The sequence below is a fragment of the Cystobacter fuscus DSM 2262 genome (assembly GCF_000335475.2).
GTDB lineage: Bacteria > Myxococcota > Myxococcia > Myxococcales > Myxococcaceae > Cystobacter > Cystobacter fuscus.
In genome coordinates, this window is record NZ_ANAH02000067.1 from 64,996 (window position 1) to 90,735 (window position 25,740).

A 25,740-nucleotide genomic window follows, 5' to 3' on the forward strand; every position below is an offset into this window, starting at 1 on the left:
CGCCCGCTCCCTCTTTCGAGTGAGTCTTTTCATGGGCTTCCGAGTGTTCTTTTCCGAGGAGTGACTCCCTAGTCTCGACAGAGACAGCGGCTGCCTTCTCCGGAAGAGAAAACGAGACAAGACCATGCCCAAAGGCATCAGCAAGACCTCGCCATCCGCCGAGCGCGGTCGAGGCCAGCAGGCGGATGAACCACACCGCGGCGGTGGGATGTCCGTTCGCGAGTCCATCGCCGACCTGGTGGCGAGGTACGCGTGGGCCTATGACACCCGCAACTGGGGCGCGCTCGTCGAGTGCTTCACCCCGGACGCGTCGCTGTCCCTGCGAGTCGCCGGCGGCGACTTGGCCGGACCGTTCCGGGGACACGCGGAGATCCTGCGCCTGATGCGGGACTCCGCCGCGGCGCAGGACGACCGCAGGCGGCACGTGTGCACGAACCTGGTCGTCGACCCCTCCGGTTCCGGCACGGCCACCGCGCGGTCGTACCTGACACTGATCTCGGTGCGGGGCGTGAGCCTCGAGGTGCTGGCCACCGGGACCTACACCGACGAGGTGGTCCAGGCCGGGGGGACCTGGCGGTTGCGCGCCCGGCACATCGAACTCGACCGCCCCGCTGACGGCCGCCGCCCGCGATGAACCTCGGACTGATCCCCGCAAAGTGGGCGGCCCTCACGCCCCGGCGAACCGCGCTGGTGGACATCACCCACCAGCGGCGCATCGACTGGGCCACCTTGGACTCCAGGGTGCGCAAGCTGGCCAACGGCCTGCGGGCCCTGGGCCTGCGCTCCGGTGACCGGGTGGCCGTGCTCAGCCGCAACAGCATCGAGTACCAGGAGCTCTACTTCGCGGTGGGCCGCGCGGGCCTGGTGCTGCAACCGCTGAACTGGCGGCTGTCCACCGAGGCGCTGCGCACACTCGTCGCCGAAGCCGAACCCGCCGTCCTGGTCGCCTCGGCCGAGTTCCGGCACGTGGCCTTGGAGCTGGGCCGGGCGGCCAATCTGGTGCGCCTGCTCCACTGTGGACTCAACGGGGATGGCAGCTACGAGGAACTCATCGCCTCGGCACCGGATGCCGAGCCGCCCTGGAGCGAACAGGTCCAGGAGGATGACCCCTGTTTCATCCTCTACACCGGCGGCACGACCGGAATGGCCAAGGGCGTGGTGCACTCCCATCGCAGTGTGGCCGCCGGGATGCTCAACCAGACAGTGGCGGAGCGGATCGTCCCCTCGGACGTCTACCTGCTCACCGGGCAGATGTTCCACATCCCCGTGGTGCTCTCGATGAACTACCTGGCCCACGGCTGCCCCGTGGTGCTGATGAACTTCGACGCCCGGCAGGCGCTGGAAGTCATCGAGCAGGAGCGGGTCTCGGCGTTCCTCGGCATCACCACGATGCTCAACTGGATGCTGGCGGTGCCGGGGTTCCACAACTACGACCTGTCGAGTCTGCGCAACATCCAGTACGGCGGTGGCCCGATGCCCAGCGCGATCGTGCGAGCGGTGGCGGAGTCCTTCCCGTGCGGGTTGATCCAGGGCTACGGGCAGACCGAGGGGGTGACCATGTCCTTCCTGTCCCAGGAGGATCACCGCGACGCGCTGCGAGGTGTCCACCCTCACCGGCTGCGTTCCTGTGGCCGCGAGGGCTTCGGCACCCGCATTCGGGTTGTCGACGCGGACGGCCACGACGTGCCGCGCGACCGCAAGACTCCGGGCGAGATCGTGGTCCGCGGCGAGGCCAACATGCTCGGCTACTTCCGGCGGCCGGACCTGACCGCGGCCACCTTCCGGGACGGGTGGATGCGGACCGGCGATGTGGCCACCTGGGACGACGAGCGCTACCTGTACATCGTCGACCGGCTCAAGGACATGATCATCTCGGGGGGGGAGAAGATCTACAGCGTCGAGGTGGAGGAGGCGATTGGCAGACACCCGGCGGTGTTGGAATGCGCCGTGATCGGGGTGCCCGACGAGCAGTGGGGAGAGTCGGTGAAGGCCTTCGTGGTGCTCAAACCGGACCAGACGGCGACCGCGGAGGACATCATCGACGTCGCCCGCAGGCACCTGGCCTCCTATCAAAAACCACGTTCGGTGGAGTTCGTCGCCCGGTTGCCCAAGGCGCCCACCGGCAAATTGCTCAAGCGGGAGCTGCGCGCACCCTACTGGGCGGACAGGGACATCTCATGAAGACACCAGGCGTATTCATCGGCGCGACCGGGGCCTATCTCCCCGACCGGGTGCCCGTCGAGCGGGCCGTGGCCCAGGGACTTCTGGGCGAGGCCGAAGCCAGACGGTACGGCATCCAGAGCGTCACGATGGCGGGTGACCTCCCCGCGCCGGAGATGGCGCTCCGGGCGAGCCGACAGGCGATGCAGCGCGCCGGCCAGGATCCGGCGGCGCTGAGCCTCCTCCTTTACGTCAGCACCTGGTACCAGGGACCCCACGGCTGGTGTCCCCAGTACTACGTCCAGAAGCACACCGGCTCCGGACAGGCGACCGCGGCGGAAGTCCGGCAGGCCTGCATGGGCATGTTCTGCGCCTGCGAACTGGCCGCGGCCCACCTGATGGCGTCGCCGGAGCACACCGCTTCCCTGATCACCTCGGCGGACAACTACAACACCCCGAAGATCGACCGCTGGCGGTCCACCCCGCACGCCCCGCTCGGCGATGGTGCGTGCGCGCTGCTGCTCACCCGGAAGAGCGGTTTCGCGCGCCTGGAAGCGATCAACTCGGTGACACTGCCCCAGTACGAGGACAGGCATCGGGGCTCGATCCCCCTGTTCCCGCCGGAGGCAACCCTGGACACCGGTCTCGACCTCGGGAAGGTCAAGGAGCAGTGGCTCTCGACCACGCGCGTGGACCCGCGGGAAATGGCGACGCTGGTTACCAGAACCATGCTGGAGGTCGTCGACAAGACCCTCCGGGAGGCGAACCTGGACATGTCCGAGATCACCCGGATCGCCTTCGTCAACTGGTCCGAGGAGCGCGTGCGGGAACGCGCCGCGGTCCCGCTGGGACTGCCCATGTCCAGGTTGACCTGGGAGTACGGCCGCACCATCGGACACATTGGTGCCAGCGACCAGGTGCTCTCGCTGGATCACCTCCTCGTCTCCGGCGAGCTGAACGCGGGGGACAACCTCCTGCTGCTCGGTACCGGGGTGGGGGCGAACATCGCCTGCATGGCCGTGCGGATCCTGCACCGGCCACATTGGGCGTAGGTCAGGGAGAAGCCACGCAGGCGTGCTCCCTGACTGTTCTGTCTCCCAGTTGCATCCGCCAGAACGCGCGGGCATCCGGCCTCGAGTCGAGCCGCTTCCACAGCGCTTCCACTCCACCGGCCTCGCGCACAATCCGCCGGGCGAGCGCCGCCGCCCGCGCATAGGCCCGCTCCCGCGCCTCCGGACGCACCTCCAGCAGCTCCGCCGTCAGGGTCCGGCAGTCCTCTGGCCCGCTCGCGGTGGGTCCCGGCTCCACCAGCGCCGTGGCGAACCCCTCGACGAACCAGCGAGGCAGCGCCGGCCCCGCATGGGAGATCAACGCCAGGTGCGCCACCTCGTGCCGCGTGAGCGCGCTCAGGTCCTCCATCCGATCCACCACCCGCGCGGGCGGAAAGAGCACCTCGTCCTCCACCACTCCGGCCGCGGCGGTGCGCGGCAGGCCGGTGCGCGCGCTGAACGCCTCCACCGACTCGGACAGCACCGCCCGCACCTCCAGCACCTCCGTCCCCACGAAGGGCGGCAGCGACTGGCGCGCCCGCTCCAGCGCCCGCGCCACCCGCGTGGCCACGCCCTCCGCGCCCTCCTCGTGCCGCACCACCGTGGCGCCCACCTGCACCTCGGCCGCGAGCACCGCGCTCATCACCACGCTAAAGAGGGGGCTCGCCAAGTGTCCGCTCCGGGAAGTAGTGCTTCAGGATCTTCTCGTACCCGTACCCGCGCCGCTCCAACTCCGTGGCGCCGTACTGGCACAGCCCCACTCCGTGGCCGAGTCCCCTCCCCTCGAAGCGCACCTTCCCGCCCACCTCGCGCGCCTTCACCGCGAGGCTCTTCAACGTCTGATAGCCCAGCTCCCGGCCCACCCGGGCATGAAAGGCCTCTCCCGACAAGCGCACGCCGAATGTGCGCACCTCCAGCGCCCGGCCCCCGCTGTCCTCGCGCAGCACCTCGAAAGCCGGGCCCTCGGCGGGAATCCCCAGCGCCCGGGCGAGCTCCTGCCGCGACACCTCGAAGTGCCAGCGGTGGTGCGGTGAGCCGGCGCACAGCGGTCCGGACGTGCCCACCCGATCCACCACCGCGCTGGAGTCCTCGGACGCGCCGAAGACACTCGCGGCCGTGCTCGTGGTGCCACCGCAGCTCGAATGGAAATAAGCCGGCGCCAGTGGCTCACGTGCATGGCGTCCCCGGAGCACCCTGCCCCGCGTGGCCTCCACCGCCTTGTCCACCTCGGGGCGCTCGTCCTGCCGGCCCCGGTAGAGCTGGCAGTGGGTGAGATCGCACACGTCATAGCCCGCCCGCTCGTGCCGGTTGCGCCCGGCGAGGGCGTAGGTGCGCGAAACGACGGCCTGGGCCTTGAGCGCCTCCGGCTTGCCGGCCAGCTCGCTGCCCACCACGCCCCGGAGGTAGTCCTCCACGGACAGCTCGTTGAACAGGGCGATCTGCCCATCCAGCACGGTGGCCCGCAGTGCGCCCCGGTACCGCCGCGTGGTGGCACCGAGCCGCACCACCACGCCCTCGCCTGGTGCGTAGAGCTCGCGGCAGCGCCGGTCCGGCCGGCCCAGGTCCAACAGGCCCTGGTCTATCTCCGCCGTGGCTCCCGTCAGCTCCAGTGTCTTCCCATCGCAGCGCAGCCGCCCCCCATCGGTCATGACCGTGGCGCGCACCGGGCCCAGCTTCTCCAGGACGCGGACGCGCAGGTGGCCCGGGGGGCGCTCCCAGGGAGTGCTCTCCGGCGCATCGCCCCCGAGCGCGAGGCTCAACAGTTCCGTCCCCGGCTGCGCGGCCTGGTGGGCTCCGCGTCCTTCCCGGGCGAAGGCCACCACCGCGAAGCGCGGCGCGCGAAAGGGCGCGAACCCGATGAACCAGCCGTGCGTGTGCCAGCCCTTGTCCCAGCGCGCGGTGCCCGTCTTCCCCGCGCCCTCCAGCGTCCCCAGCCGCGTGGCCGCCAGCGTGCCGCTCTCGGCCGCCTGCCGCATCGCCTCGCGCAGCACCTCCACCGCCGCCAGGTTCCCGAGGCGCGGCCCCTGACGGCCACTCCCCTCGCCCCGGCTCCGCGCCTGCCCCCGGCCCGCGACCACCGCCGCCATCTGGAGGAGCTGGAGTGGCGTCACCTGCACCCGCTCGCTGTCCCCGGCCGCCACGCGGATCCGATCCTCGCGCGAGAGCGCCTGGGGCAACACGCCCCCCTCTTCCCCGGGCAGTGCTCCCGTGGGCCTTCCGAGCCCGAAGTCCCGCAGGGCACGCAGCAGCGCCTCGCCCTCCAGCACGTCTCCCAGTGCGTGGAAGTAGATGTTGCAGGAGAGGGCGAGCGCCCGCGTCAGCTCGATGCGCCCATGGCCCGAGTGCAGCCAGCACGTCCGCTCCCGGCCTCCAATCTCCGCGCGGCCGCTACAGCGCAGCGGCTCCTCGGGCACCCGGTGGGTGTCGAGCGCCGCGTAGGCACTGGCCAGCTTGAGCACGCTGCCGGGCGGAAAGGCACGCGTGAGGATGGCGGGGTGATGGGCCAGCACCAGCTCGCCGGTGGCCAGGTCCATCACCGCCGCCGCGTCCTCCTCGCCCGGCAGCAGCGCCTCGGCGCGCTCGGCCAGCCGGGTGCCCAGCTCGGGCGTGCCCCCGGCCACGGCGAGCACCAGCAACAGTCCCAGTGGCACGAGGGTTACTCCACGACCCGGGCGGCCTTCACCGTGAAGGTCCCCACCTCGAACTTGCCGCCCGTGCGGGTCAGCATGTGACGGAAGGTGTGCCGCTCCTCGCGGTCGCTGCCCTCGTGGATGAGCACGTCCACCTTCACCTCGGTCTGGGCGTTGCCGTGGTCGGAGAAGTAGTCCACCAGGATCTTGTAGGTGCCCGTCTGTGAATTGGCCTGGGTGTAGATCTCCGGCCCGTAGCCCGTCGTCACGTCCACGTCGAGCGAGCCACCGCTCGCGGTCTCCTTGTGCCCGTACCAGGACTCCTCGCCCGAGGGCTCCACCACGTGCAGGTCGAGGTCCGTCTCGTCGGTGTCCCAGGAGAGCACCACGCGCAGGTCGATCTTCGGCACCTTGGCGAACACCGACACCTTGGCGCGGCCCACGCCCGCCGCGTTGGCCGCCGACACCTCAATCACGTTCATCCCCGGCGACAGCACGAGCGACAGGTCGAACGCGCCACCCCGCAGGGGCAGCGGCCGCTCGGTACCGTTGATGGAGAGCGTGCCGACGCGCAGCGAGGTGTCGGAGATGGTGCCGGTGATGCGCGCCACCCGGTTCGAGGTCCATCCCCCGGCCGGCGTGGCGAGCGTCACCGTGGGCGCGTCGTCGGCCCAGGCGGGAGTCGCCCCCCAAAGCAACAACGCCAGCACCGACAGCAAGGTCCGGGCGTTCACGGCTCACCTCCCACCAGCAGCGTCTGCTCGTTCGAGGTGCCCCGCACCTGCGGGTGGTACATGAGCGAGGCGCTGGCCGGCATCACGTGCAGGTTGCCCGCGAAGCCCGGCGTCATCATGTAGCCAAAGACGTTCTTGCCCGCCTTCAGGTCGCTCGCGAAGAAGACCACCTTCTCGTCACGCACCTCGCGGTGCAGGCCCCTGGGGTGCAGATCCCTGCCTCCGGGCGTGCGGCCCACGTCGGCCTCCTCCACCTCGCAGCCGGAGCAGAGCGGATCCTCCAGCATCACGTACTCCATGGCGTTCGGAGCGTTGACCTCCAGCTCGACGAAGAGCAGCTCATCCTGCTGCGCGCTCTTGCCGAGCGGCTCGAGGGTCTCCTGGATGTTCGCGCCGTCCGGCTCCCGCTCCACGCGGTGGTAGCGGCGGGTGAGGGTCAGACCACTGCTGCTCGCCTTCAACCCCTCGCCGGCATCCAGGTACGACAGCCGCGCCTCGAGCATCAGCCCGGCGCCCTCGCCCCGGCGCGCGACCTGGAGGGAGTGCGGACCCGGCTTCACCGTCAGCGACTCACCCACCATCAGCTCGGGGCCATAGAGGTCCTCGCCGGAGTAGGTGCGCTCGCCGAGCGGCTGGCCATCCAGCACCGCGGCCACGGTGGCGCCCCGCGTCTGGCTGGCGAAGCGCGGGAGCACGTCGGCCAGCGCGGACACCACCACCGCCGTGTCACGGGTGCTCTGCCAGTGGCCCTCGCGCCGCTGCTGCAGGAGGAACTTCACCGCGCCGTCGATGAACGGGCTGGAGGGACGCACGCGGGCGAGCGCCCGGAGCGCCGAGGCCGTGGACTCGATGGGGTCTCCATCCCAGGTGGCCATGGCCGGCTGGATGCGGCCCCGCCACCAGGGCTCCGTCCCGCCGCCGCCGAACACCACCAGCTCGCCGACGCGGTTGGCCGAGCGCTCGAGCTCCTCGGCCAGCGCGGCGGCGTCTTCCTTCTTGCCCGTCTCGGCCAGCGCGAGCACCACCAGCGACTTGGTGTAGGTGGACAGCGAGATCTGCTCGCGCACCTTCTGCGCGAGCGCGGTGAGCATCGAGTCCGACGACTTGCCCGCCATCGCCAGGTTGTAGAGCAGGCGCGCCCGGAGTCCGTCCTCCATGTCCCCCGTGCTGAGCGAGGACAACTTCGCCAGACCCCGCGTGAGCATCTGGTCCAGCTCCTCGTTGCCGTAGCCGAGCGAGCGCGCCATGGCCAGGCCCTGCACCACGTAGCCCGTCATGGCCGCATCCGTCTCGTCCTCCTCCCACCAGCCCCAGCCCCCATCGCCGTGCTGGAGCTGGCGCAGCCGCGCCACCCCCGCCATCACCATCTTCGGCAGCTCCTCGTGGCGCTGCTTGCGCGGCAGCTTGAGCTGCTCATACGCCTTCACCGCCACGAGGTTGGGCACGAAGCGGCTCATCGTCTGCTCGGTGCAGCCGTACGGGTAGCCCACGAGGTAGTCCAGGGCGCTCTCGATGGCCGGAGCGATGCCGGTGCTGGCGTAGAGCGCCAGCCGCGAGGCCTCGGGGTGGGCGGAGGCCGGAATCTCCAGGGCCAGGTCCACCGGCGCGGTGGAGTCCGCGGCCAGCGAGGCGACGACGGCCTCACCGAGCAGCGCGCCGTGGGCCAGCCGTGGCACCTCCAGCTCCACGGAGTCGGAGTGGTTGCCCAGCGTGCCGTTGGCGCGCAGCTTCACCTTGCCATCCCCCCCCACCACCCGGACGGGGAACATCACCACCGCCTGATCACCGCCATCCACCGTGAGGGTCTTCTGCTTCTCGGTCAGCTCGACGCCCGTGGCCTCGAGCGTCACCGTGGCCGTGCCCTTCTGGCTGGTGGAGTTCTCCAACAGGACGCCGAGCTGAAGCGTGTCGCGCTCGCGGAAGAAGCGCGGGGTGGCCAGGCGCACCTGGAAGTCCTGGTGCACACGCGCCTTGCCCACGCCGAAGCCCACCGAGGTGTCGGCGGTGATGACGCGCGCGGTGGCCCGCCACGTGGTGAGGTTGTCCGGGAAGACCACCTTGAGCTGGGCCTTGCCGTCCGGGCCGGTGGCCAGGTTGGGAGAGAAGAGCAGCGTGTCCTTGAAGTCCTTGCGCACCTTGCGCGAGAGCGTCTTCAAGTCACCGAAGCCCGCGCGGCTGCGCCGCACGAGCTGGCTCATCTGCTCGCGCACGCTGCGGCCGTAGCCATAGAAGCGGAAGGTGGTGGAGCTGGTGCCGCGCACGTTGTCGCGCACCGGGTGGAAGAAGAACTCCGGCAACGAGGGGGCGATCTCCGGGGAGACGGCGTAGATGGCCTCGTCCACGACGGACAGGGCGATGTCGGCGTTGGCCACCGGCTTGCCGTCCGGCGACTTCACCGACACCGTGAAGGTGCCCGTGTCGCCCGGCGCGTACTTCTCCTTGTCCGCCGACACCTGCACCTGGAGCACCCGGTCCGTGGGCGGCACCCGCAGCAGCAGCTCCTTGCGGAAGGTGCGTCCGGCGGAGATGGCCATGGCGCCCACGTACATGTTGGGCGTCATCTCCTTCGTCACCTTGAAGCGCAGCACCGCCGAGTAGCCCTTGAGCTCGAGCGCCTCGCTGGAGAGCACCTCCAGCCCCTGGTGCGTCAGCAGCACGCTGGCCGAGTCGAACGGGGCGCGCACCAGCACCACCGCCTCGTCGCCCACCTTGTAGCTGGGCTTGTCCGAGTACAGCTCGAACCCGCCCTTGGCCATGGGGATGTCCCCGCCCTTGCGCGTGACGAAGAAGGGCACGGTGGTGGTGATGACCGAGCCGGCATCATCCTTCGTGGTGAGGTGGGCCACGTAGGCGCCAGGCTCGGTGGGCTTCAGCTTGTGCAGTCCTCCCGTGGCGGACGCCGTCACCTGGAGCTGCTGCGCGGGCAGAGCCGCCTGGGCCACCGAGGCACCCGTGCGCTTCTGGTACTTCACCTCCACCTGCACGGGGGCGGCCACCGGCTTTTCCCCGTAGTCGCGCGCCACCACCTGGAGTGACACCTCGTCGCCCGGCTCGTAGACGAGCTTGTCCGCCCGGGCCGACAGGAAGAAGCGGCCCACCGTCACGTCCACCACCTTCTGGCCCCGGGCCGTCTTGCCCGAGGCTGCCACCACCTTGGCCTCGATGGAGTACGTGTAGTCCAGGCCGTCCCGGGCGGTGGGGAAGCCGAAGGCGTACGTCCCGTTCGCGTCCAGCTCGCCGGACAGCTCCTGGACGATCTCCCGCCCCGCCGAGGCGCGCTCGCCCTCGGAGACGAAGAAGTCCGCCTCCGCGTCCGCGAAGTCCGGGATGAAGAAGCGGCTGCGGTACACGGTGAGCTGCACGTCCCCATCCTTCAGCACGCCACCATGGAAGAAGCGCGCCAGCACCCGGCCCGACACCTCGTCGCCCTGGATGTACGACGGCCGCCCCAGCTGCACGTTCACCTGGTACTCCGGCTTGGTGAACTCCTTCAGCTTGAACTCACCCTCGAAGGACTCCCCCTCCACCTCGGCGCGGATGCGCCAGACGCCCGCCGCCGGCTGCGTCTCCTTGCCCGGCAGCTCGAAGCGCCCGGTGAAGCTGCCATTGGCGGCGACCTCCACCTCCAGCGAGTCCACCGCCGTGCCGCCCGGCTCCACCAGGGACACGTCGGCCTTGCCCCCCTTCGGCGGAGCATAGGCCGTGCCCGCGCGCGAGCGGATGATGCCCTTGAAGTGCACCTCGTGCCCCGGGCGGTACACCGGCCGGTCCGTGAAGAGGTACACCACCCGATCATTCGCCGCCCCCGAGTAGAAGGAGGCATCCGCCAGCGCCACGTCCTCGCCCTTGCGCGCGAGCGCCAGCGTCTGCGTGGCCGCCTTCACCTTGGCCGTGAAGAGGCCGTCACCGTCCGTCACGCCCTCGGCGTACGGCTTGCCCTGGTCGAACAGCGTCACCTTCACGCCCGGGAGCGCCGCGCCCGTCGTCTGGTCCACCGCCAGCGCCACCGTCCGCTCCGGGCCCTGCTTCACCATCAGGCCGATGCGCGACACCACCGCCAGCGTGTAGCCCACGTCCTCGCCCGTCACGCCCTCCACCAGGTAGACGCCGCTCTCCTTCACGCCCAGCGCCAGCGTGCGCAGCATCCAGCTCCCGCCGCGGCCCGAGTAGCCCTCGCCGTCCTCGCCACTCTCCTCCTCCGGCTCGGACTTCGAGACCGCGCCGTCCAGATCCTCCCGCCAGTAGCTGACGAGCGGATAGTCCTTGAGCAGCGGGATGCGGACCTGCTCGCGGGCCGGGACCGACTGGGCCTTGGACAGGCCTTCATTGGCCGGCTCGAGCACCTCCAGCGCCGAGGCACGCGCCTTGGGAGACACCGCGTCGCGCACCTGCTCGCGCAACGAGGTGGCCGCCGCGCGGTAGCCGCCGGTGAGCACCGTGAAGAGGTGCTTGTCGCGCAGGGTGTTCGTCGTCACCGGACGGTGCAGGTCCGTCTGCCCGAGCATGAAGGCCTCGGGCTCGGGGATGCGGTAGACGCGCATGGAGAGCGCGCGTACGCCGCTGGCCTCGATGCTCACCGTGGGCTGGGTGCCCGGAGCGCTCACCGTCTGCGTGGACAGGTAGAAGCGCCCGCGAGCGGATGCGTCCGGCGCGGCGAGCACCCACATCACGGCGAGCAGCCACTTCAGTCGAGAATCTTCCATCGGTAGAACCCCACGAAATGCGGGTTGTCGTCGCGCGGGCGCCACTTCTCGTCCGGATGCGACAAAAGGTCTTCGAGCCGGAGCCGTTTGACGATTCCCCTGGAACCGCCGGGCCGGCTGTCGGGGCCGGTATGGTAGACGACCTCGGGCCCGAGCCCGTCGAGGTCACCCAGGTACACCATCGAGTGGTAGGACATCCCGCGGGCCTCGGGATCCTCGAAGAAGAGCAGGTCCCCCGGCAGGGCACTCCCGGAGGGGACGCGCACCACGTTGGCGGACAGGAGCCAGCGCGCGCTGGCGGACGTGCTGAAGGCCGACTCGAGCGGCCCCTGGGCGTCATGGGCGCCGGCCGCCACCCGGAAGAGCTTGTCTCCGAGCACGGGCACGGCGGGGTACTGGTACTTGCGCACGTCCGGCGCGGAGGCCGTGTTGAGCTCGCGGCCCTTGCGCCAGCTCGCCCCGTGGGCCTTGAGGGCCTCTTTGTAGGCGAAGCGCAGCAGCCCGGCGCAGTCGCGGTGCACCTCGGGCCAGTGCGGGTGGGGCGTGGGGTACTGCGCGGCGGCCAGCGTCACGAACCAGCGGCGGAAGGCCTGACGGTCGTCCTCCGAGTCCAGCTCGACCGCGTCCGGAAAGCCGTCCTGGTCCGTGTCGGAGTCATCCGCCCGCAGGCGCAGCTCCACCGGCACCTGCGTCACCAGCCCGAGTGCATCCTCCACCCGCAGGGTGCCGCGCACCTCGCCCGGGGTGGTGCCCGCGACGACGGTACACACGGGCCCATGCGCGCCCGCCCCACAGGCGGCACGCGCGATGGAGGGGGACAGCGAGAGGCTCGCCCGGGTGGAGGGCAGCAGCGGCGCGGAGAGCCCCAGCAGCGAGCGCGGCTGGACGTGGAAGCTCATCGAGGCGCTCCCATCGGCGGGCAGCTCGGACGCGGAGCGCTCGACCCGCGCGGAGGTGCGCAGGCCCAGCGCTGGCGCGGCCAGCACGGCGGCGATGGCGAGAGCCCACTTCACGCGTCCGCCCCCTTACTGCCCTTGCAACGGCTGGAACTGGCCGGCCACCACGTTGCCGTCCACCGCGAGCCCACCGCCATAGGCAGGCAGCTTCTTCAGCGCCTCGCACAGTGGCGCCACGCTGGCATCCACGTCGCTGGTGTCGAAGCCCTGGCTCTGGTCCCGGCCCACGGCGCGGAAGAAGGTGAGCATGGCGTCTGCCGCCTTCGCGGTGTCGACGTAGGCGGTGAGGAAGCGGGTGTCACCGCTCTTGCCCACCTGCTGGAAGCCCTTCACGTCCGAGAGGGCGGGACGCTTGCCGAGCCCCGTCTCCACCGCGGCCTGCAGCGACTCCAGGTCCGTGGCCGCCAGCAGGTAGTCCTTCGTCAGCGCCAGGCACAGCCCCTCGGTGGAGTTGCAGAAGGCGGACACGCCCGGGGCGACGTCCTTCTTGTCGGGCTTGTCCAGCCAGTTCTTCGCCAGCTTGGGGAAGGCCTTGGCCGCGGCGGCGCCATCCTTCAGGCCCAGGCCGAGCAGGTGGTCGAAGCGGGTGTCCGACACGCCGAGCAGCCCATAGAAGGCCTCGTCGGTGAGGGCATCCTCCAGCTCCGCCGGGAGGACGAGCGCCTTGCGCACGTCCTTGACGCTGGCGTTGTTGCCGCCCGCGTCGCCGAGCCGCTCGAGGAAGGCCTCGGCGTTCGCCGCGCCGAGGCTCGAGAAGAGCACCGCGTCCCTGGGCACGTAGGCCAGCGCGCGGAAGGCCGCCACGGTGTCGGGTGAGTCGGACAGCTCGCCGCCGAGCTGAAGCTGCCCCGAGTCCACGTCCAGCCCGAGCACCAGCCGCGACAGACCCAGCAGCAGCGCCGGCGGGCCATCCGGCTCGAGCGACATCAGCGCGGCGAGGCGGTGGCCCTGGAGCTTGTCCACCTCCTTCTTGTAGCCCGTGATGGACTCGACGGACTCGCCGCCCTTGTCGAGCGCCAGCGAGAGGGCCGCCTTGGCCAGCGCCTCATCGGTGGAGGCGAGGAGCACGTTCTGGAAGGCGGCCACATGCAGGGTGCGGCTGCCGCGCCGCAGCTCGTGCAGGGGGTGGCCCTCGTGCTGCTTGGTGCTCACACCGAAACCCTTCACGGTGGAGACCATCAGGGCGAGGCGGACCACGAACTCCTGGGAGCCATCCACTTCCTTCACCAGCACGAGGTCGGCGTCCCCGTCGTCGCCATCCACCACGCCGATGGCGGCCGGGCCGGAGAGGGCCTCGGCGAGGCGATCCGCGGCGAGCGGGTGCTCCGAGGCGGAGGCCAGGTCATGGCTGAACGAGAGGAGCCGCTCCATCTGCGCGGAGAGGCTCACGTGCTCGATGGCGCGGCCTTCCACCAGCGCCTTGCCGGGCGCGGTCCGCATGAAGGCATCCCAGGTGCCCCGGGCATCGGCGGTGGCCACCACCATGGAGCGGGGGGAGTCCAGCACGGCCTTGGGCACCAGCGCGGAGGGCCGGGAGACGGCGGCCCTGGGCAGGGACTTCAACAGCTCGGAGGGCACCGGGCCCTTCTTCGCGTCCTTGTCGCCGCAGGTGCAGCCAGAGAACATGACGAAGATGAGCGCAACTGCCGCGAGTGAGCGGCTCCGCATTCGTTGATTCCCCCGCTTGAGTGTGGGCTCCGAACGCATCGTTTCGTAGCACACACATGCTCCGGAAAGGAAGCCAGCCACTCAGGGCCTGGCCCCGTGAGTCACTCCAGGTTCTTCAGGGCGACGTCACGCCACCGGGACTGGTTCTCGAGCTCGGCGGCGTCTCCCACGAAGGCCGCTCGCGCGGTGGGATCATTCGCCAGTTGGTAGCGCATCCAGGCGGTGAGGTAGCCCCGATGGTGGCTGCCGTCCCCCTCGATCGCGGAATGGCCCGCGCCCTCGGCCATGGCCATCGCGGCGGCCAGCCCGGGAGGTGTCTGGCCATACGCCTTCACGTTGGTGGAGGTCGGGGAGATGATTCCATCCCCCGTGCCGCCCATGATGAAGAAGGAGGCCGTCAGCAGCGAGGTGTCGTACTTGTCCTCCGGATCGCACCACCGCAGGTCCGGCAGGGCGATGGAGACGACCGTCTTGATCATCGGCCCGTGCTCGAACCGGGTCTGGGCATTGATGACCCCGGTGGAGCCCTGGGAGTGCCCCGCGGCGCCGATCTCGTCGGGGTCGAGCTTGCCGTGGAAGGGACTGTCCGGATCGCCGTTCCGCGCGGCCATGAACTCCGCGGCGCCCAGGATCTCCGCCCCCGTTCCGGTGGTGGTGGAGTACGTGTCGATGACCACGAATCCCCAGGTCGCCAGGTGCGTGAGCAGCTCGTCATAGTTCGAGGGCAGCGCGTGCGTTCCGTTTCCCCAGACGATGATCGGATGGCCCGAGGTCAGCTCCACGGGGTGGTAGATCTTGTAGAGTTCCTTGTTGGCGCCATCCTTGACGACGAAGGAGGCTGCTTCGAACGCCCCAGGTTGGGCATACACGGCCTCGATGGGGCCGCGAGTCAATTCAGACGCGGCACCACAGGACACCAGGAGCGGCACCAGGAGGCACAGGAGGGCCGCGAATTGAATTCCAATGTCACGGGAATACGAGCGCTCACGCATACTGGGAGTCACTATCAGCCCGGAGCGCGACCGAGACAAGCCGCGCTCCGTGCTGACCGCCCACCGTCAGCAAATTTTAGAGTTTTTAATATTATTCCAGAATAACCGAATAATATTGATTTAAAATCCGTTTTCTCTAGTTTCTCCGGTTTGAAGTAGCACCCTTTCATCCCGGAGAAAGAGGATGCACCTCCCTAGTAGACAAGCACCCACGCGGATGACGTCGCGGGGGCTCAGGTCGGCGGCGTTCGTGCTGCCGCTGCTGACCTTCCTCGGCGGTTGGAGCGCGCAGGCGGCCTCGACCTTGTTGTCGTTGAAGCGCCCCGCCTATGCCTCCTCGCAGGAGGGCAACAACTCGGCGGAGCTGGCGGTGGACGGCACCACGGGCGCGCGCTGGGCCAGCCAGTGGGGGGTGGATCCCCAGTGGATCTACGTGGACCTGGGCGCCACGGCGCAGCTCGATCGGATCAAGCTTCAGTGGGAGGGCGCATACGCCAAGGACTACAAGGTCCAGGTCTCCAACGACGAGCTCGTCTGGACGGACCTCTATGGCCGGACGAACTGGGCGGGCGGCGTCGATGATCAGGCGGTCACCGGCAGCGGCCGGTTCGTGCGCGTGCTCGGCACGAAGCGGGCCCTGAGCGCCTATGGCTATTCCATCCTGGAGTTCGAGGTCTACGGAACCGGAGGCGTGAACAAGCCGCCGCTCCAGTATGGCCCCAACGTGGCCCTGAACCGGACCGCCACCGCCTCCTCCACCGCGCAATCCCTGCCGCCGGGCAACGCGGTGGATGGCAACGCGTCGACGCGCTGGAACTCGGCCACGACGGATGATGAGTGGATCTCCATCGACCTGGGCAGCACGCGCACGATTGGCCGGGTCGTCTTGAACTGGGAAGCGGCCGCCGGGCGCGTGTTCGACCTGCAGGTCTCCCCGGATGGCTCGCAGTGGACGACCGTCTACCGGACGCTGCACGGCGCGGGCGGAAAGCAGGACATTCCCCTGTACGCCTCCGGCCGGCACGTCCGGATGAAGGGGTACGCCCGGGCCACGGGGTATGGGTATTCCCTGTTCGACTTCGAGGTCTACGACTACGTCGAGGGCCACCCGAAGCCCACCTACACGCTTCCGGCCCTCCCCACCCCCAGCTCCATCCAGGTCGGCCAGGGCAGCTACCTGACGAACGACTACAAGATGCCGCAGCCCCGGTATCCGCAATACCGGGCCGACACCCTGAAGGCTCCCCTCCCCTCCAATGACTGGTGGCAATCGCTGCTCATCAAGCCGCTCGGGGACATGATCGTCACCCAGCCCCTCAAGTCGAAGTTCTTCAGCCAGGGACTCGGCATCCTGACCCCGGGCGCGGGCTACATCAACGGCGACAAGTCCGCGGTGAACGCGGACGGCAACCCGGACCTGTACCTGATGGCCAACACCATCGACACGTCCAAGATGGCCAACCGGGTGACCGGCTACGGCGACTGGTCGGTGGACTCCGTGCTCAGCGACGACACCACGGACAAGCTCAAGGTGACGTTCGTCAAGGGCTCCCCCTACCTCTACACCCAGTTCAGCGATCCCAACTCGGTGGAGCTCTACTCCGCCCGCATCACGCAGATCCTCGATGACCAGGGCAGCGCGATCCTCACCACGGATGGCGCGGCGGTGACGACCGACCGGATCGCCGTGAAGGTGTCCAACCCCGATGGCGGTGGCACGCTCCAGACGCGCTACTACGGGCTCTTCGCGCCAGCGGGCACCGTGTTCCGCAAGGTGGGCCCGAAGATCAAGATCCAGCTCGGGGGCGGCCAGGGCTACCTGTCGCTGGCGGCCCTGCCCTCGGCGGCCAACCTGAGCTACTTCCACCAGCATGCCTATGCGTTCGTGACGGGCACCCGCGTCAGCTACGTCTTCGACGAGGCGAGCGCGCAGCTCACCACGACCTTCACCCTCACCACGCAGCTCAAGCGCACGGGGTTCTCCGACCAGACCCTGACGGCCCTCTTCCCCCACCAGTGGAAGAACTCGGGCTCGCCGCTCACCGCGCTCTCCTACCCCTCCGTGCGCGGAACGCTGAAGGTGCGCGAGGGCAACACGTTCTTCACCGCGAACCGCTTCCAGGGAATCGTCCCCCAGTTCACCGAACCCAACAACCCCGAGTACTCGCGCGCCCTGATGAGCCAGTACCTGCTGACGCTCGAGCGGGAGACGGCGAACATCTCACCGGCGGCGGATGCCTACTGGCAGGGCAAGGCGTTGCACCCGCTGGCGATGGGCGTGCTGGCCGCGGAGGAGATCGGCGACATCGTCTACCGCGATCTGTTCCTGTCCCGGCTCAAGCCCCTGTTGACGGAGTGGTACACGTACACGCCGGGAGAGAAGGACTTCTTCTTCTATTACAACCCGGACTGGGGAACGACGTACTACCGGGTCAGCGAGTTCGGAGCCAACACGGGCATCACGGATCACCACTTCACCTATGGCTACTACGTCTTCGCCTCGGCGGTGCTGGCCTCATACGACGCGAACTTCCGCACCCAGTACGGCGCCATGGTGGAGCATCTGATCCGCGACTACGCGAACCCGACCCGGACGGATCCGCTCTACCCGTTCTTCCGCAACTTCGATCCCTACGAGGGCCACTCGTGGGCCGGGGGCTACGCGGACAACAACAACGGCAACAACCAGGAGGCCGCGGGCGAGTCGCTCTTCGGCTGGGTGGGCCAGTACCTGTGGGGGGTCACCACCGGCAACACGTCGTTCCGCGACGCGGCCATCTACGGCTTCACCACGGAGCTCCGGGCGGTGGAGCAGTACTGGTTCAACTATGACGGGGACAACTGGCTGCCCGAGTGGCCGCACAAGACGGTGGGCCAGGTGTACGGCTCGTCGAACTTCTACGGCACCTTCTTCAGTGGCGCCCCGGTGCACATCTACGGCATCCACTGGCTGCCTACCTCCGAGTACCTGACCAGCTACGGCTTCAACCCCGCCAAGGCGGCCAGCCTCTACAACGGCTTCGTGAAGGACAACGGCGGACCGGAGACCTCGTGGCAGCACGTCGTGTGGCCCATCCAGTCGCTGAGCGATCCCCAGGGGGTGCTGGCCAAGTGGAACGCCACCCCGGTGCAGAAGAACGAGCTCTTCAACACGTACTGGTTCGTCCACAACATGGCCAGCCTCGGCCAGCGCAGCGCGGACGTCTGGGCCACGGGCGGGGCGAGCGCGACGGTGTACAAGAAGGGCACCACCTACTCGGCCCTGGTGTGGAACCCCACCGCCACCACGCTCCCGGTGACCTTCAAGAACGCGTCCGGAACCACCGGAACGGCCACCGTGCCCGCCCGCTCCCTGGTGCGCGTGAACCCCCTGCAGAACAACTGACGCGGCGGGAGTGAGGACGGATGGCCCGTGCCCCGTGTGGGGCACGGGCCATTTCTTTTCGGGTCAATGTCCTTCCATCAGGACTGTTACTACCAGGAAAACTGATTCTACTTGTTTTGCCTGCCTAGGCAGGATATCGAGGCATGTCTCCGGCCACCACTTGCCGTGTGCCCGGCCGGGAGTCCCCTCTGGAGAACCCCGTCATGAGCACCCAGCGTACGCGTCCCCTCGGGCGTCGGCTCGCCGCCGCCAGTGTCGCCACCACCGCGGTCGCGCTCCTCGCCGCCGCTCCGTCCGCCTCGGCGGCGCCCAATCCCACCGGCCCGGTCAAGGGACTCGCCGGCAAGTGCATCGACGTAGCGTCTGGCAACTCGGCCAACGGCACGCCCATCCAGCTCTACGATTGCAACAGCTCCGCCGCCCAGCAGATCAACCTCAACGCGGATGGCACCCTCCGCGTCCTGGGCAAGTGCCTGGACGTCACCCAGTCCGGCACGGCCAACGGCACGACCATTCAACTGTGGGATTGCAACGGCACCGGCGCCCAGCAGTGGATCCACACGCCCGGCCAGGATTTCGTCAATCCCCAGTCCAACAAGTGCCTGGACGTCGCCAACAACAACAGCGCGAACGGCACCCGGCTGCACATCTGGGATTGCGTCGGGGTCAGCAGCCAGAAGTGGACGCCGCCCGCCCACCCCCGGACGTACCGGCGCACGGTGGTCTACTACCAGACCCAGTACAACGGCGGCACGTATGTCTCCCCGCTGGGCCTGACCAACAACAACACGCGCGTCACCGACGTGATCGTGGCCGCCATCCACCTCAACTCCCCCACGCAGGTGCACCTCAACGACCATCCGCCGAGCGACGCCCGGTTCCAGCAGATGTGGCGGGACCTCGCCGCGATGCAGGCCAAGGGCGTGCGCGTGCTCGGGATGGTGGGCGGCGCCGCGCAGGGCAGCTTCCAGCGCCTGGACACCGACTTCAACACCTACTACCCGATCCTCAAGAACATCATCACCACGTACAAGCTGGACGGCGTGGACCTGGACGTCGAGGAGTACATGTCGCTCGCGGGCATCGAGCGTGTCATCCGCGCCCTGCGCGCGGACTTCGGGCCCAACTTCGTCATCACGCTCGCCCCGGTGGCCACCGCCCTGTACGGCGGCGGCAACCTGTCCGGCTTCAACTACGAGCAGCTCTACCGGGACGTGGGCTCGCAGATCTCCTGGTTCAACGGCCAGTTCTACAATGGCTGGGGCTACATGGGCACCCCGGCCAACTACCAGTCCATCATCAACCGCGGGCTCATCCCCGCGCAGAAGGTGGTGGCCGGCATGTTGAGCAACCCGGGCAATGGCGGCTCCGGCTACATCGACATCCCCACCGCCAAGAGCACGGTGAGCGGCCTCGTCGGCACCCACCAGTCCTTCGGCGGCGCGGCGAGCTGGGAGTACTTCAACTCGCTGCCGGGCAACACCGGCGCCCCGTGGCAGTGGGCGGCCGAGCTGTCCTCGGCCATGGGCCGGTGAAGGGTCCTGCACGGAAAGGTGATGAGTCCATGACGTTGAACTGGAAGTATTCCCGCGCGAGCCTGTTCGCGGTGATGGCGCTGGTAGCCCCCGTGGGCGAGAGCCTCGCGGGAACGAACGATGTGACTGTTCAGTATTTGAATTACAACGCCGCCGGCCCGAATGACGACATCGCCGAGGCCAACATCCGGCTGCGCAACAACACCACGGCCGCGATCCCGCTGAGCAGCATCGTCGTGCGCTACTGGTTCACCAAGGACAGCGCCTCGGGAGTCACGGCGGAGTGCTGGTGGTGGGGTGCCTCGCCCTGCCCCAACCTCACGGTGACCACCGGGAACGTTTCCTATACGGGCGCCGACCGGTACGCGGAAATCCGCTTCACCAGCGGTGCGGGAAACCTGGCACCGGGCGCGACGACCCAGGCGATCGATCTCGGCGTGGTGTTCGGCACCAACGTCGACGAGACGAACGACTACTCCTACGGAAGCCACACCAGCTTCATCGATTGGAGCAAGATCACCGTGCACGACGCCGGCTCAGCGCCCACGCAAGGGCTGCGCGGCGGCACGCCTCCCTCGGGTGGAGGCGGGACCCCCGGTGGGGGCGACCCGATCACCACCGAGTTCTTCGACGACTTCAGCTACACGAGCGCCAGCGACACCACCTTCAGGAACTGGTGGAACGTGCGCAACGACTCGAACTGGACGGGTCCCGGGCCCGAGCCGGAGTACGGCGCGCCCTGGGCGGCGTCCAACGTGTCGATCGTCACCGACTCCGCGGTCTCCGGCAACAAGCTGCTGCGGCTCCAGACGAGCACCAGCGGCACCAACGCGACCACGGCGCAGGCCGAGGTGTCCTCGAAGAGCCGCAAGTTCAAGAACGGCACCTATGCCGCGCGGGTGAAGTTCAACAACACCCCGCTGTCGGGCACCCGCTACTTCGCCGACAAGCCCGTCGAGACCTTCTTCACCATCACCAACTACGTCTTGAATGATCCGAACTACTCGGAGCAGGACTTCGAGTACATGCCCAACGGAGGCTGGGGACGTGGAAACACCAGCACCTTGTGGATGACCTCGTGGGAGGACACGCAGCTGCCCATCGAGAACGCGGACCGGGTCTCGGATTGGAACAGCAATGATTACTCAGGCTGGCACACGCTCGTGCTCCAGGTCTCCAGCACCGGCATCTATTATTACATCGATGGCGCGCTGCTGACCTCGCACACCCAGCTCAAGTACCTGCCGGAGGTGAACCAGTCCATCTACTTCAACATCTGGTTCACCGAGCTGGACCGGGCGCAGACCAGCTCGCGCACGTACCACCAGGAGGCGGACTGGGTGTACTTCGCCAAGGACGCCATCCTGACGCCGGCGGAGGTCACCAGCCGCATCGCTGGCTTCCGCACCGCCGGCACCGCCCGGAAGGACACGGTGGTTCCGTAGTCACCCGTCCGTCGCGAGCCGCCCTCCGGTGGATCCTCCCGGGGGGCGGGGCGCGACCTCGACCGTCCCGTCCGCATCCACGCTCACCCGCACCGGCAGGAAGCGCTCGAGGAGCCGTGCATGGGTGGTGAGGTGCTCCGTCACCCGCTCGGGGAGATAGCGCGTCGTCCCCGGCGCGGCCGGACCCAGCCTCCCCGCCGCCAGCAGCGCCGCCGGCAGGAGGATCTGATCGCCCAGGTGCTCGTCCAACGCCCCCGGGCTCTCCATGAAGCGCGCCAGGGACTCCGCCGCCTCGCGGCCCACCGCCTCCGCCGGATGGCCCCGCCGTCCCAGGGCGGTGAACCCCGCGATCGTGTGCTCGAACTGCGCCAGCAGGAAGGTGACCGTGCCCACCGAGCGCGTGGTGGGCAGGGGACGGTTCGCCGCGTGGCTGTAGAAGCCCCGCTCGCGCAGCGCCGCCACCGCCGCGTTGGACTGCCGCTCGGCGATGCCAAAGGGCAGCCCGCCCACGAACGAGCCCACCGCGATGTCCCGGAGCGTCCCGCGCGCCGTGAGCTCCACCCGCCGCGGGGGCTCGCGCACCGGCTCCACCTCCGCGACGAACTCCCCCGCCCCTTCCGGGTAGAAGCCCGCGTGCACCAGGCGCAACGTCATGTGCAGCCCGAACGCCCGCGCCATCGGCTGCCACACGCCCGCGAGGTAGTGGTAGCTCGGACTGTGCGGCAGGTGCGTCCCCCCGCGAAGGGTGAGCGAGCCGCCTCCCGCCACCGCCAGCGGATAGAAGAGACACTGGTAGAGCAGCGGCGTGCTGCCCGCCGTGCCCACCTCCAACACGTAGTCTCCGGGACGCACCGGCCCCGGCTCGAAGCGCAGCTCCGAGGCCCCGACCTCGGCCCCCTCGCTCCGGCCGCCACTGAGGGCCTCCGCTCCCCGCACGCAGGCGAGGTGCTGGGGCCTCAGCCCCGAGGGCTGGCGGTTCGCCCGCGCCCGGTACAGGTGGAAGGACCGTCCGGTGATGAGCGACAGCGAGAGCGCCGAGCGGAGGATCTGCCCACCGCCCTCCCCTTCGCTTCCGTCCAACTCCACTGGTGCGTCGTCACGCTCCGCGTCCGTCATGTCCCTCCAGGGGATGTGCTCCACTCGCAGGCCCCAAGCCTAGGTGCCTCCTGGCGACTCGGCCAGGGGGTACGTGGCGATGGAGCTCGTCACGGATGGAAGAGGGTTGGCTGTTGCTCACGGGAGGCGCGTCACGCCGCTCGCTGACGCTCGAGTCGTCGACGCCAGGGCCTCCGAGACCCTTCTCCTTGATGCGATCCTCCCCTACGTCCTGGTCCGCCACGTCCCGGCGCAGCACGCCGTCCTGGTGCCGGGCCGAACGCTCCATCTCCTCCACGTTCCTGTCAGCTTGGGGGTCGTCCGTCCGCTTGTCCGCCGGGCCCTTGTTGTCCGCCATGGTCGTCTCCCTCTCGGGTGGGCCCCGCGCCTCATGGCACGAAGCCGGGTGATGAGAGGAAGGTCCGAAGCCTCCCGCCAACCGACAAGGGGCCAGGGCCGCCTCGTCCGCTCTCCCTCCGGCTGGCGGTTCCATCGGGAGGCATGGAGGCCTCCCCGCCCGGCCTCCCTTCGGGTGGGACGGGTTCAGGTGGCCCCGAAACGGTGCGCGAGCAGGCCCCAACACAAGCCCCGGTCGCTCACGAGGCAGCGGTCGAGCCCGAGTGCCCGAAGTCCCTCGAGCAGGATGAGGCAACCGGCGGGAATCACGTCCTCGCGCTTGGGCTGGATGCCGGGCAGCTTCTGGCGCTCGGCGAGCGGCAATCCGCACAGCTTGTCCGCCAGTGCCTCCAGTTGGACGCGCAGGAGGGTGCCGCCGTGCACCCGTCCGGAGTCGTACGGGCCGATGGCGTGCTGCACGGCGAAGAGTGTCGTCACCGTGCCGGACATGCCCACGAGCCGGGCGCCCGGAGGGCATGGGGGCAGGACGGAGAACGCCTCGCGCAGGTGGCCCTCCACGTGGGCCCGGTCCTCGGCGGTCAGCGGATCCGACGTCACGTAGCGCTCGGTCATGCGCACCGAGCCCACGTCGAAGCTGTGGCAGAAGGACACGCGGCCCTGGGTGTCGCCGTAGATGAACTCGGTGGAGCCGCCGCCGGTATCCATCACCACGAGGGGCCCGGAGGCGTCACGCCCGAAGTCCGCATAGGCCGAGGTGAAGCACAACCGCGCCTCCAACTCGCCGGAGAGGATGTCCACGGTGACGCCGGCGCGCTGTCGGGCGGCGGAGAGGAACTCGGCACCGTTCTCCGCGTCGCGCGCGGCGCTGGTGGCGGACACGGCGAGGGCCTCCGCGCCGAGGCTCCGGGCCTCGGAGGCGAAAGCGGAGAGCACCTGGAGGGTCTCCTCCATGCCCTCGAGCGAGAGGCGGCGGCTCTTGTCCACGCCCCGGCCCAGGCGGGTGATTTCAGCGCGCTCGCGGACAGCCTGGAAGCGGCCATCGGGCTGGCGGTCGGCGACGAGCAGGAGGACCGCGTTGGTCCCCACATCGAGGGTGGCGTACCGAGGCATTCGCCGGAGCCTATCAGCCCAGCAGCGCCTCCTCTCCGTGCTCCTCACGGCGCTCCTGGCCCAGCTCCGCCGCGGGACGTCAACGCCAAGACGAGTAGGGATGAATCGGATAGCCTCTCCGGTCATGCGAATGACCTGCCTTGCCCTGCTCCTCCTGCCGCTGCCCGCCGTGGCCGCGGTGAAGAACGTCTCGACGGTTGCCCAATTGCAGTCCGCGCTCGCCTCGGCGCGGGCGGGCGATGAAATCGTCCTCGCGGATGGCACGTACGCGGTGAACGCCAACCTGAGCTGCGCGGCGGAGGGCACCGCCACCCAGCCCATCACCGTGCGCGCCACGAACCGGCACGCGGCGCGCATCCAGTTCAACGCGAGCGAGGGCTTCAAGGTGTCGGGCCGGTACTGGACCTTCGACGGCCTGACCATCGAGGGAGTCTGCCCCCAGGACACCAATTGCGAGCACGCGTTCCATGTCACGGGCCACGCGGAAGGCTTCGTGCTGCGCAACAGCCGCGTGCGCGACTTCAACGCGCAGCTCAAGGTAAACGCCACGAAGAACAGCAGTGGCGTCTATGAGATGCCCCACCGCGGCCTCGTGGAACACAACGAGATCTACGACACGCACGCGCGCTCGACCTCCAATCCCGTCAACAAGATCAACATCGACACCGGTGACGACTGGGTGGTCCGCGACAACGACGTGCACGACTTCTCGAAGGTGGGCGGCATCTCCTATGGCGCCTTCATGAAGAGCGGAGGCAAGCGGGGCGTCTTCGAGCGCAACCGAGTCCTCTGCGTGAAGGACTACCCGGGCGGAGACACGCGCATTGGCCTGTCCTTCGGCGGCGGCGGCACGGGCAATGCGTACTGTGCGCCCGCCTTCGATGCGAACGTCCCCTGCGACCCCGAACACACGGACGGAGTCATTCGCAACAACGTCATCATCAACTGCTCGGACGTGGGCATCTACCTGAACAAGGCCGCCAATACGAAGGTGCTGTTCAACACGCTCATCTCCACCACGGGCGTGGACTTCCGCTTCGCCTCCACCACCGGAGAGGCCCACGGCAACGTGCTGTCCTCGGTCGTTCACGCTCGCGACAGCGGCCGCTTCGATGCCGGCACGAACCTGGTGAACGTAGCCACGACCACCTGGAACACCTGGTACCAGGCGCCCCTGAGCGGAGACCTGCGGCTCAAGGGCAACGTGTCGCAGCTCATCGGAGCCGCCGCGGCGCGGGCCACGGTGACGGACGACTTCTGTGCCCGCCCTCGTCCCTCGGGAGGAGCCCATACGCTTGGTGCGCTCGAGCACTCGCTGGGAGACTGCGGCACGGGAACGGCCTCGGATGGGGGGACCGGCAATGGCCAGACCGACGCCGGCACCAGCCTGGGCGACCAACCCCTTCCGGGCACCGGTGACGGGAATGGACAGGGCTCGACGGGCGGAGGCTGCAACGCCAGCCCGGGCCTCACGGCCGGGTTCCTGTTCATCCTGTTGCCGCTGTACGCCGCATCCCTCCGTCGCTGGCGGCGAGCACCTCCGGCGTCGGAGCGCTGAGCTCTTCCTGGCACCTGTTACGTGATGCTCAAGGGCCCGGGGAAGGTGTCCCCGGGGAAGGTGTCAAAGGACTCGTTCCGACACCTCGTCTCCTACAAATCGCCCGACACCCTTCCGGGCTCTTGTGGATTTGCTCTGTGGCTCTGTACCGCATGGGCTTCGAGGTGGCGAGGCCGAGTTCCGAATGGCCCTCGCTGCCGACCGACAAGAGCGTCACCATGCAACCGTGGGGAATGTCGCCGAGACATCCGGTCAGGGCCGCGACTGAAGCCAGAAGCAAGGACATGACCGCTTCGTGGGCCGTGCCAGAGGAAAAGAACCTGGCTCGGTCGAACGCACGTCGTCACCCGCGAGTGCGGTCAG

The 25,740-nt window shown here is 69.0% G+C and carries 16 protein-coding genes; 7 read left to right on the forward strand and 9 right to left on the reverse strand.

The window, feature by feature from the left end; all coding sequences use genetic code 11:
• The first annotated feature begins 208 nt into the window (after positions 1–208).
• From D187_RS44275 to D187_RS44285, 3 genes are read left to right on the forward strand one after another with little or no spacing between them, the layout of a single operon-like run.
• Positions 209–634: a nuclear transport factor 2 family protein gene (locus tag D187_RS44275; protein ID WP_002631805.1), complete on the forward strand. Its 426-nt coding sequence runs from the start codon at positions 209–211 to the stop codon at positions 632–634.
• Complete coding sequence (locus D187_RS44280) at positions 631–2,181, forward strand: AMP-binding protein (protein WP_043434815.1); 1,551 nt, start codon at positions 631–633, stop codon at positions 2,179–2,181. The genes D187_RS44275 and D187_RS44280 overlap by 4 nt, the downstream gene beginning before the upstream one ends.
• Positions 2,178–3,212, forward strand: a complete 1,035-nt coding sequence (locus D187_RS44285; RefSeq protein ID WP_002631803.1) for a ketoacyl-ACP synthase III family protein — start codon at positions 2,178–2,180, stop codon at positions 3,210–3,212. Before D187_RS44280 ends, D187_RS44285 begins: the two co-directional genes overlap by 4 nt.
• Position 3,213: 1 nt before the next feature.
• Here the strand turns inward: D187_RS44285 and D187_RS44290 are convergent, their stop codons facing one another.
• From D187_RS44290 to D187_RS44320, 7 genes are all read right to left on the reverse strand, one after another.
• A complete protein-coding gene (locus D187_RS44290; RefSeq protein ID WP_155894016.1) occupies positions 3,214–3,879 on the reverse strand; it encodes a hypothetical protein in 666 nt (221 codons plus the stop codon).
• The gene (locus D187_RS51325; protein WP_002631801.1) at positions 3,860–5,860 is read right to left on the reverse strand and encodes a SpoIID/LytB domain-containing protein; all 2,001 of its coding nucleotides are present in this window, start codon (positions 5,858–5,860) and stop codon (positions 3,860–3,862) included. The genes D187_RS44290 and D187_RS51325 overlap by 20 nt, the downstream gene beginning before the upstream one ends.
• 5 nt (positions 5,861–5,865) lie before the next feature.
• The gene (locus D187_RS44300; protein WP_002631800.1) at positions 5,866–6,573 is read right to left on the reverse strand and encodes a DUF2135 domain-containing protein; all 708 of its coding nucleotides are present in this window, start codon (positions 6,571–6,573) and stop codon (positions 5,866–5,868) included.
• Positions 6,570–11,276, reverse strand: a complete 4,707-nt coding sequence (locus D187_RS44305) for an alpha-2-macroglobulin family protein (RefSeq protein ID WP_002631799.1) — start codon at positions 11,274–11,276, stop codon at positions 6,570–6,572. The genes D187_RS44300 and D187_RS44305 overlap by 4 nt, the downstream gene beginning before the upstream one ends.
• Positions 11,258–12,289: a DUF1175 domain-containing protein gene (locus D187_RS44310; RefSeq protein WP_002631798.1), complete on the reverse strand. Its 1,032-nt coding sequence runs from the start codon at positions 12,287–12,289 to the stop codon at positions 11,258–11,260. Before D187_RS44310 ends, D187_RS44305 begins: the two co-directional genes overlap by 19 nt.
• 12 nt (positions 12,290–12,301) lie before the next feature.
• Positions 12,302–13,900, reverse strand: a complete 1,599-nt coding sequence (locus D187_RS44315; protein WP_002631797.1) for a hypothetical protein — start codon at positions 13,898–13,900, stop codon at positions 12,302–12,304.
• A 101-nt stretch (positions 13,901–14,001) separates the two neighbouring features.
• Positions 14,002–14,892 carry a poly(ethylene terephthalate) hydrolase family protein gene (locus tag D187_RS44320; protein ID WP_002631796.1) on the reverse strand — a complete coding sequence of 297 codons (891 nt, stop codon included), beginning with the start codon at positions 14,890–14,892 and terminating at the stop codon, positions 14,002–14,004.
• A gap of 184 nt (positions 14,893–15,076) precedes the next feature.
• On the opposite strand from D187_RS44320, the gene D187_RS44325 reads away from it, so the two are divergent.
• The 3 genes from D187_RS44325 (at position 15,077) to D187_RS44335 (ending at position 21,257) form a co-directional block, all read left to right on the forward strand.
• Positions 15,077–18,277: a glycosyl hydrolase gene (locus D187_RS44325; protein ID WP_002631795.1), complete on the forward strand. Its 3,201-nt coding sequence runs from the start codon at positions 15,077–15,079 to the stop codon at positions 18,275–18,277.
• Positions 18,278–18,480: 203 nt separating this feature from the next.
• Positions 18,481–19,812 carry a ricin-type beta-trefoil lectin domain protein gene (locus D187_RS44330; RefSeq protein WP_002631794.1) on the forward strand — a complete coding sequence of 444 codons (1,332 nt, stop codon included), beginning with the start codon at positions 18,481–18,483 and terminating at the stop codon, positions 19,810–19,812.
• Between the two features lie 29 nt (positions 19,813–19,841).
• The gene (locus D187_RS44335) at positions 19,842–21,257 is read left to right on the forward strand and encodes a cellulose binding domain-containing protein (RefSeq protein WP_002631793.1); all 1,416 of its coding nucleotides are present in this window, start codon (positions 19,842–19,844) and stop codon (positions 21,255–21,257) included.
• Here D187_RS44335 and rtcA read toward each other — a convergent pair whose 3' ends face one another.
• Both rtcA and D187_RS44350 read right to left on the reverse strand, forming a co-directional pair.
• Complete coding sequence (gene rtcA, locus D187_RS44340; RefSeq protein ID WP_002631792.1) at positions 21,258–22,373, reverse strand: RNA 3'-terminal phosphate cyclase; 1,116 nt, start codon at positions 22,371–22,373, stop codon at positions 21,258–21,260. It abuts the gene before it with no gap.
• Positions 22,374–22,895: 522 nt separating this feature from the next.
• Positions 22,896–23,819 (reverse strand): Ppx/GppA phosphatase family protein, encoded by a 924-nt coding sequence (locus D187_RS44350; protein ID WP_002631791.1) that lies wholly within the window; start codon positions 23,817–23,819, stop codon positions 22,896–22,898.
• 124 nt (positions 23,820–23,943) lie between these two features.
• Between D187_RS44350 and D187_RS44355 the strand changes: the two genes are divergently transcribed.
• Entirely contained in the window at positions 23,944–25,377 is a 1,434-nt protein-coding gene (locus D187_RS44355; protein ID WP_155894017.1) for a right-handed parallel beta-helix repeat-containing protein, read from the forward strand.
• Positions 25,378–25,740: the final 363 nt, after the last annotated feature.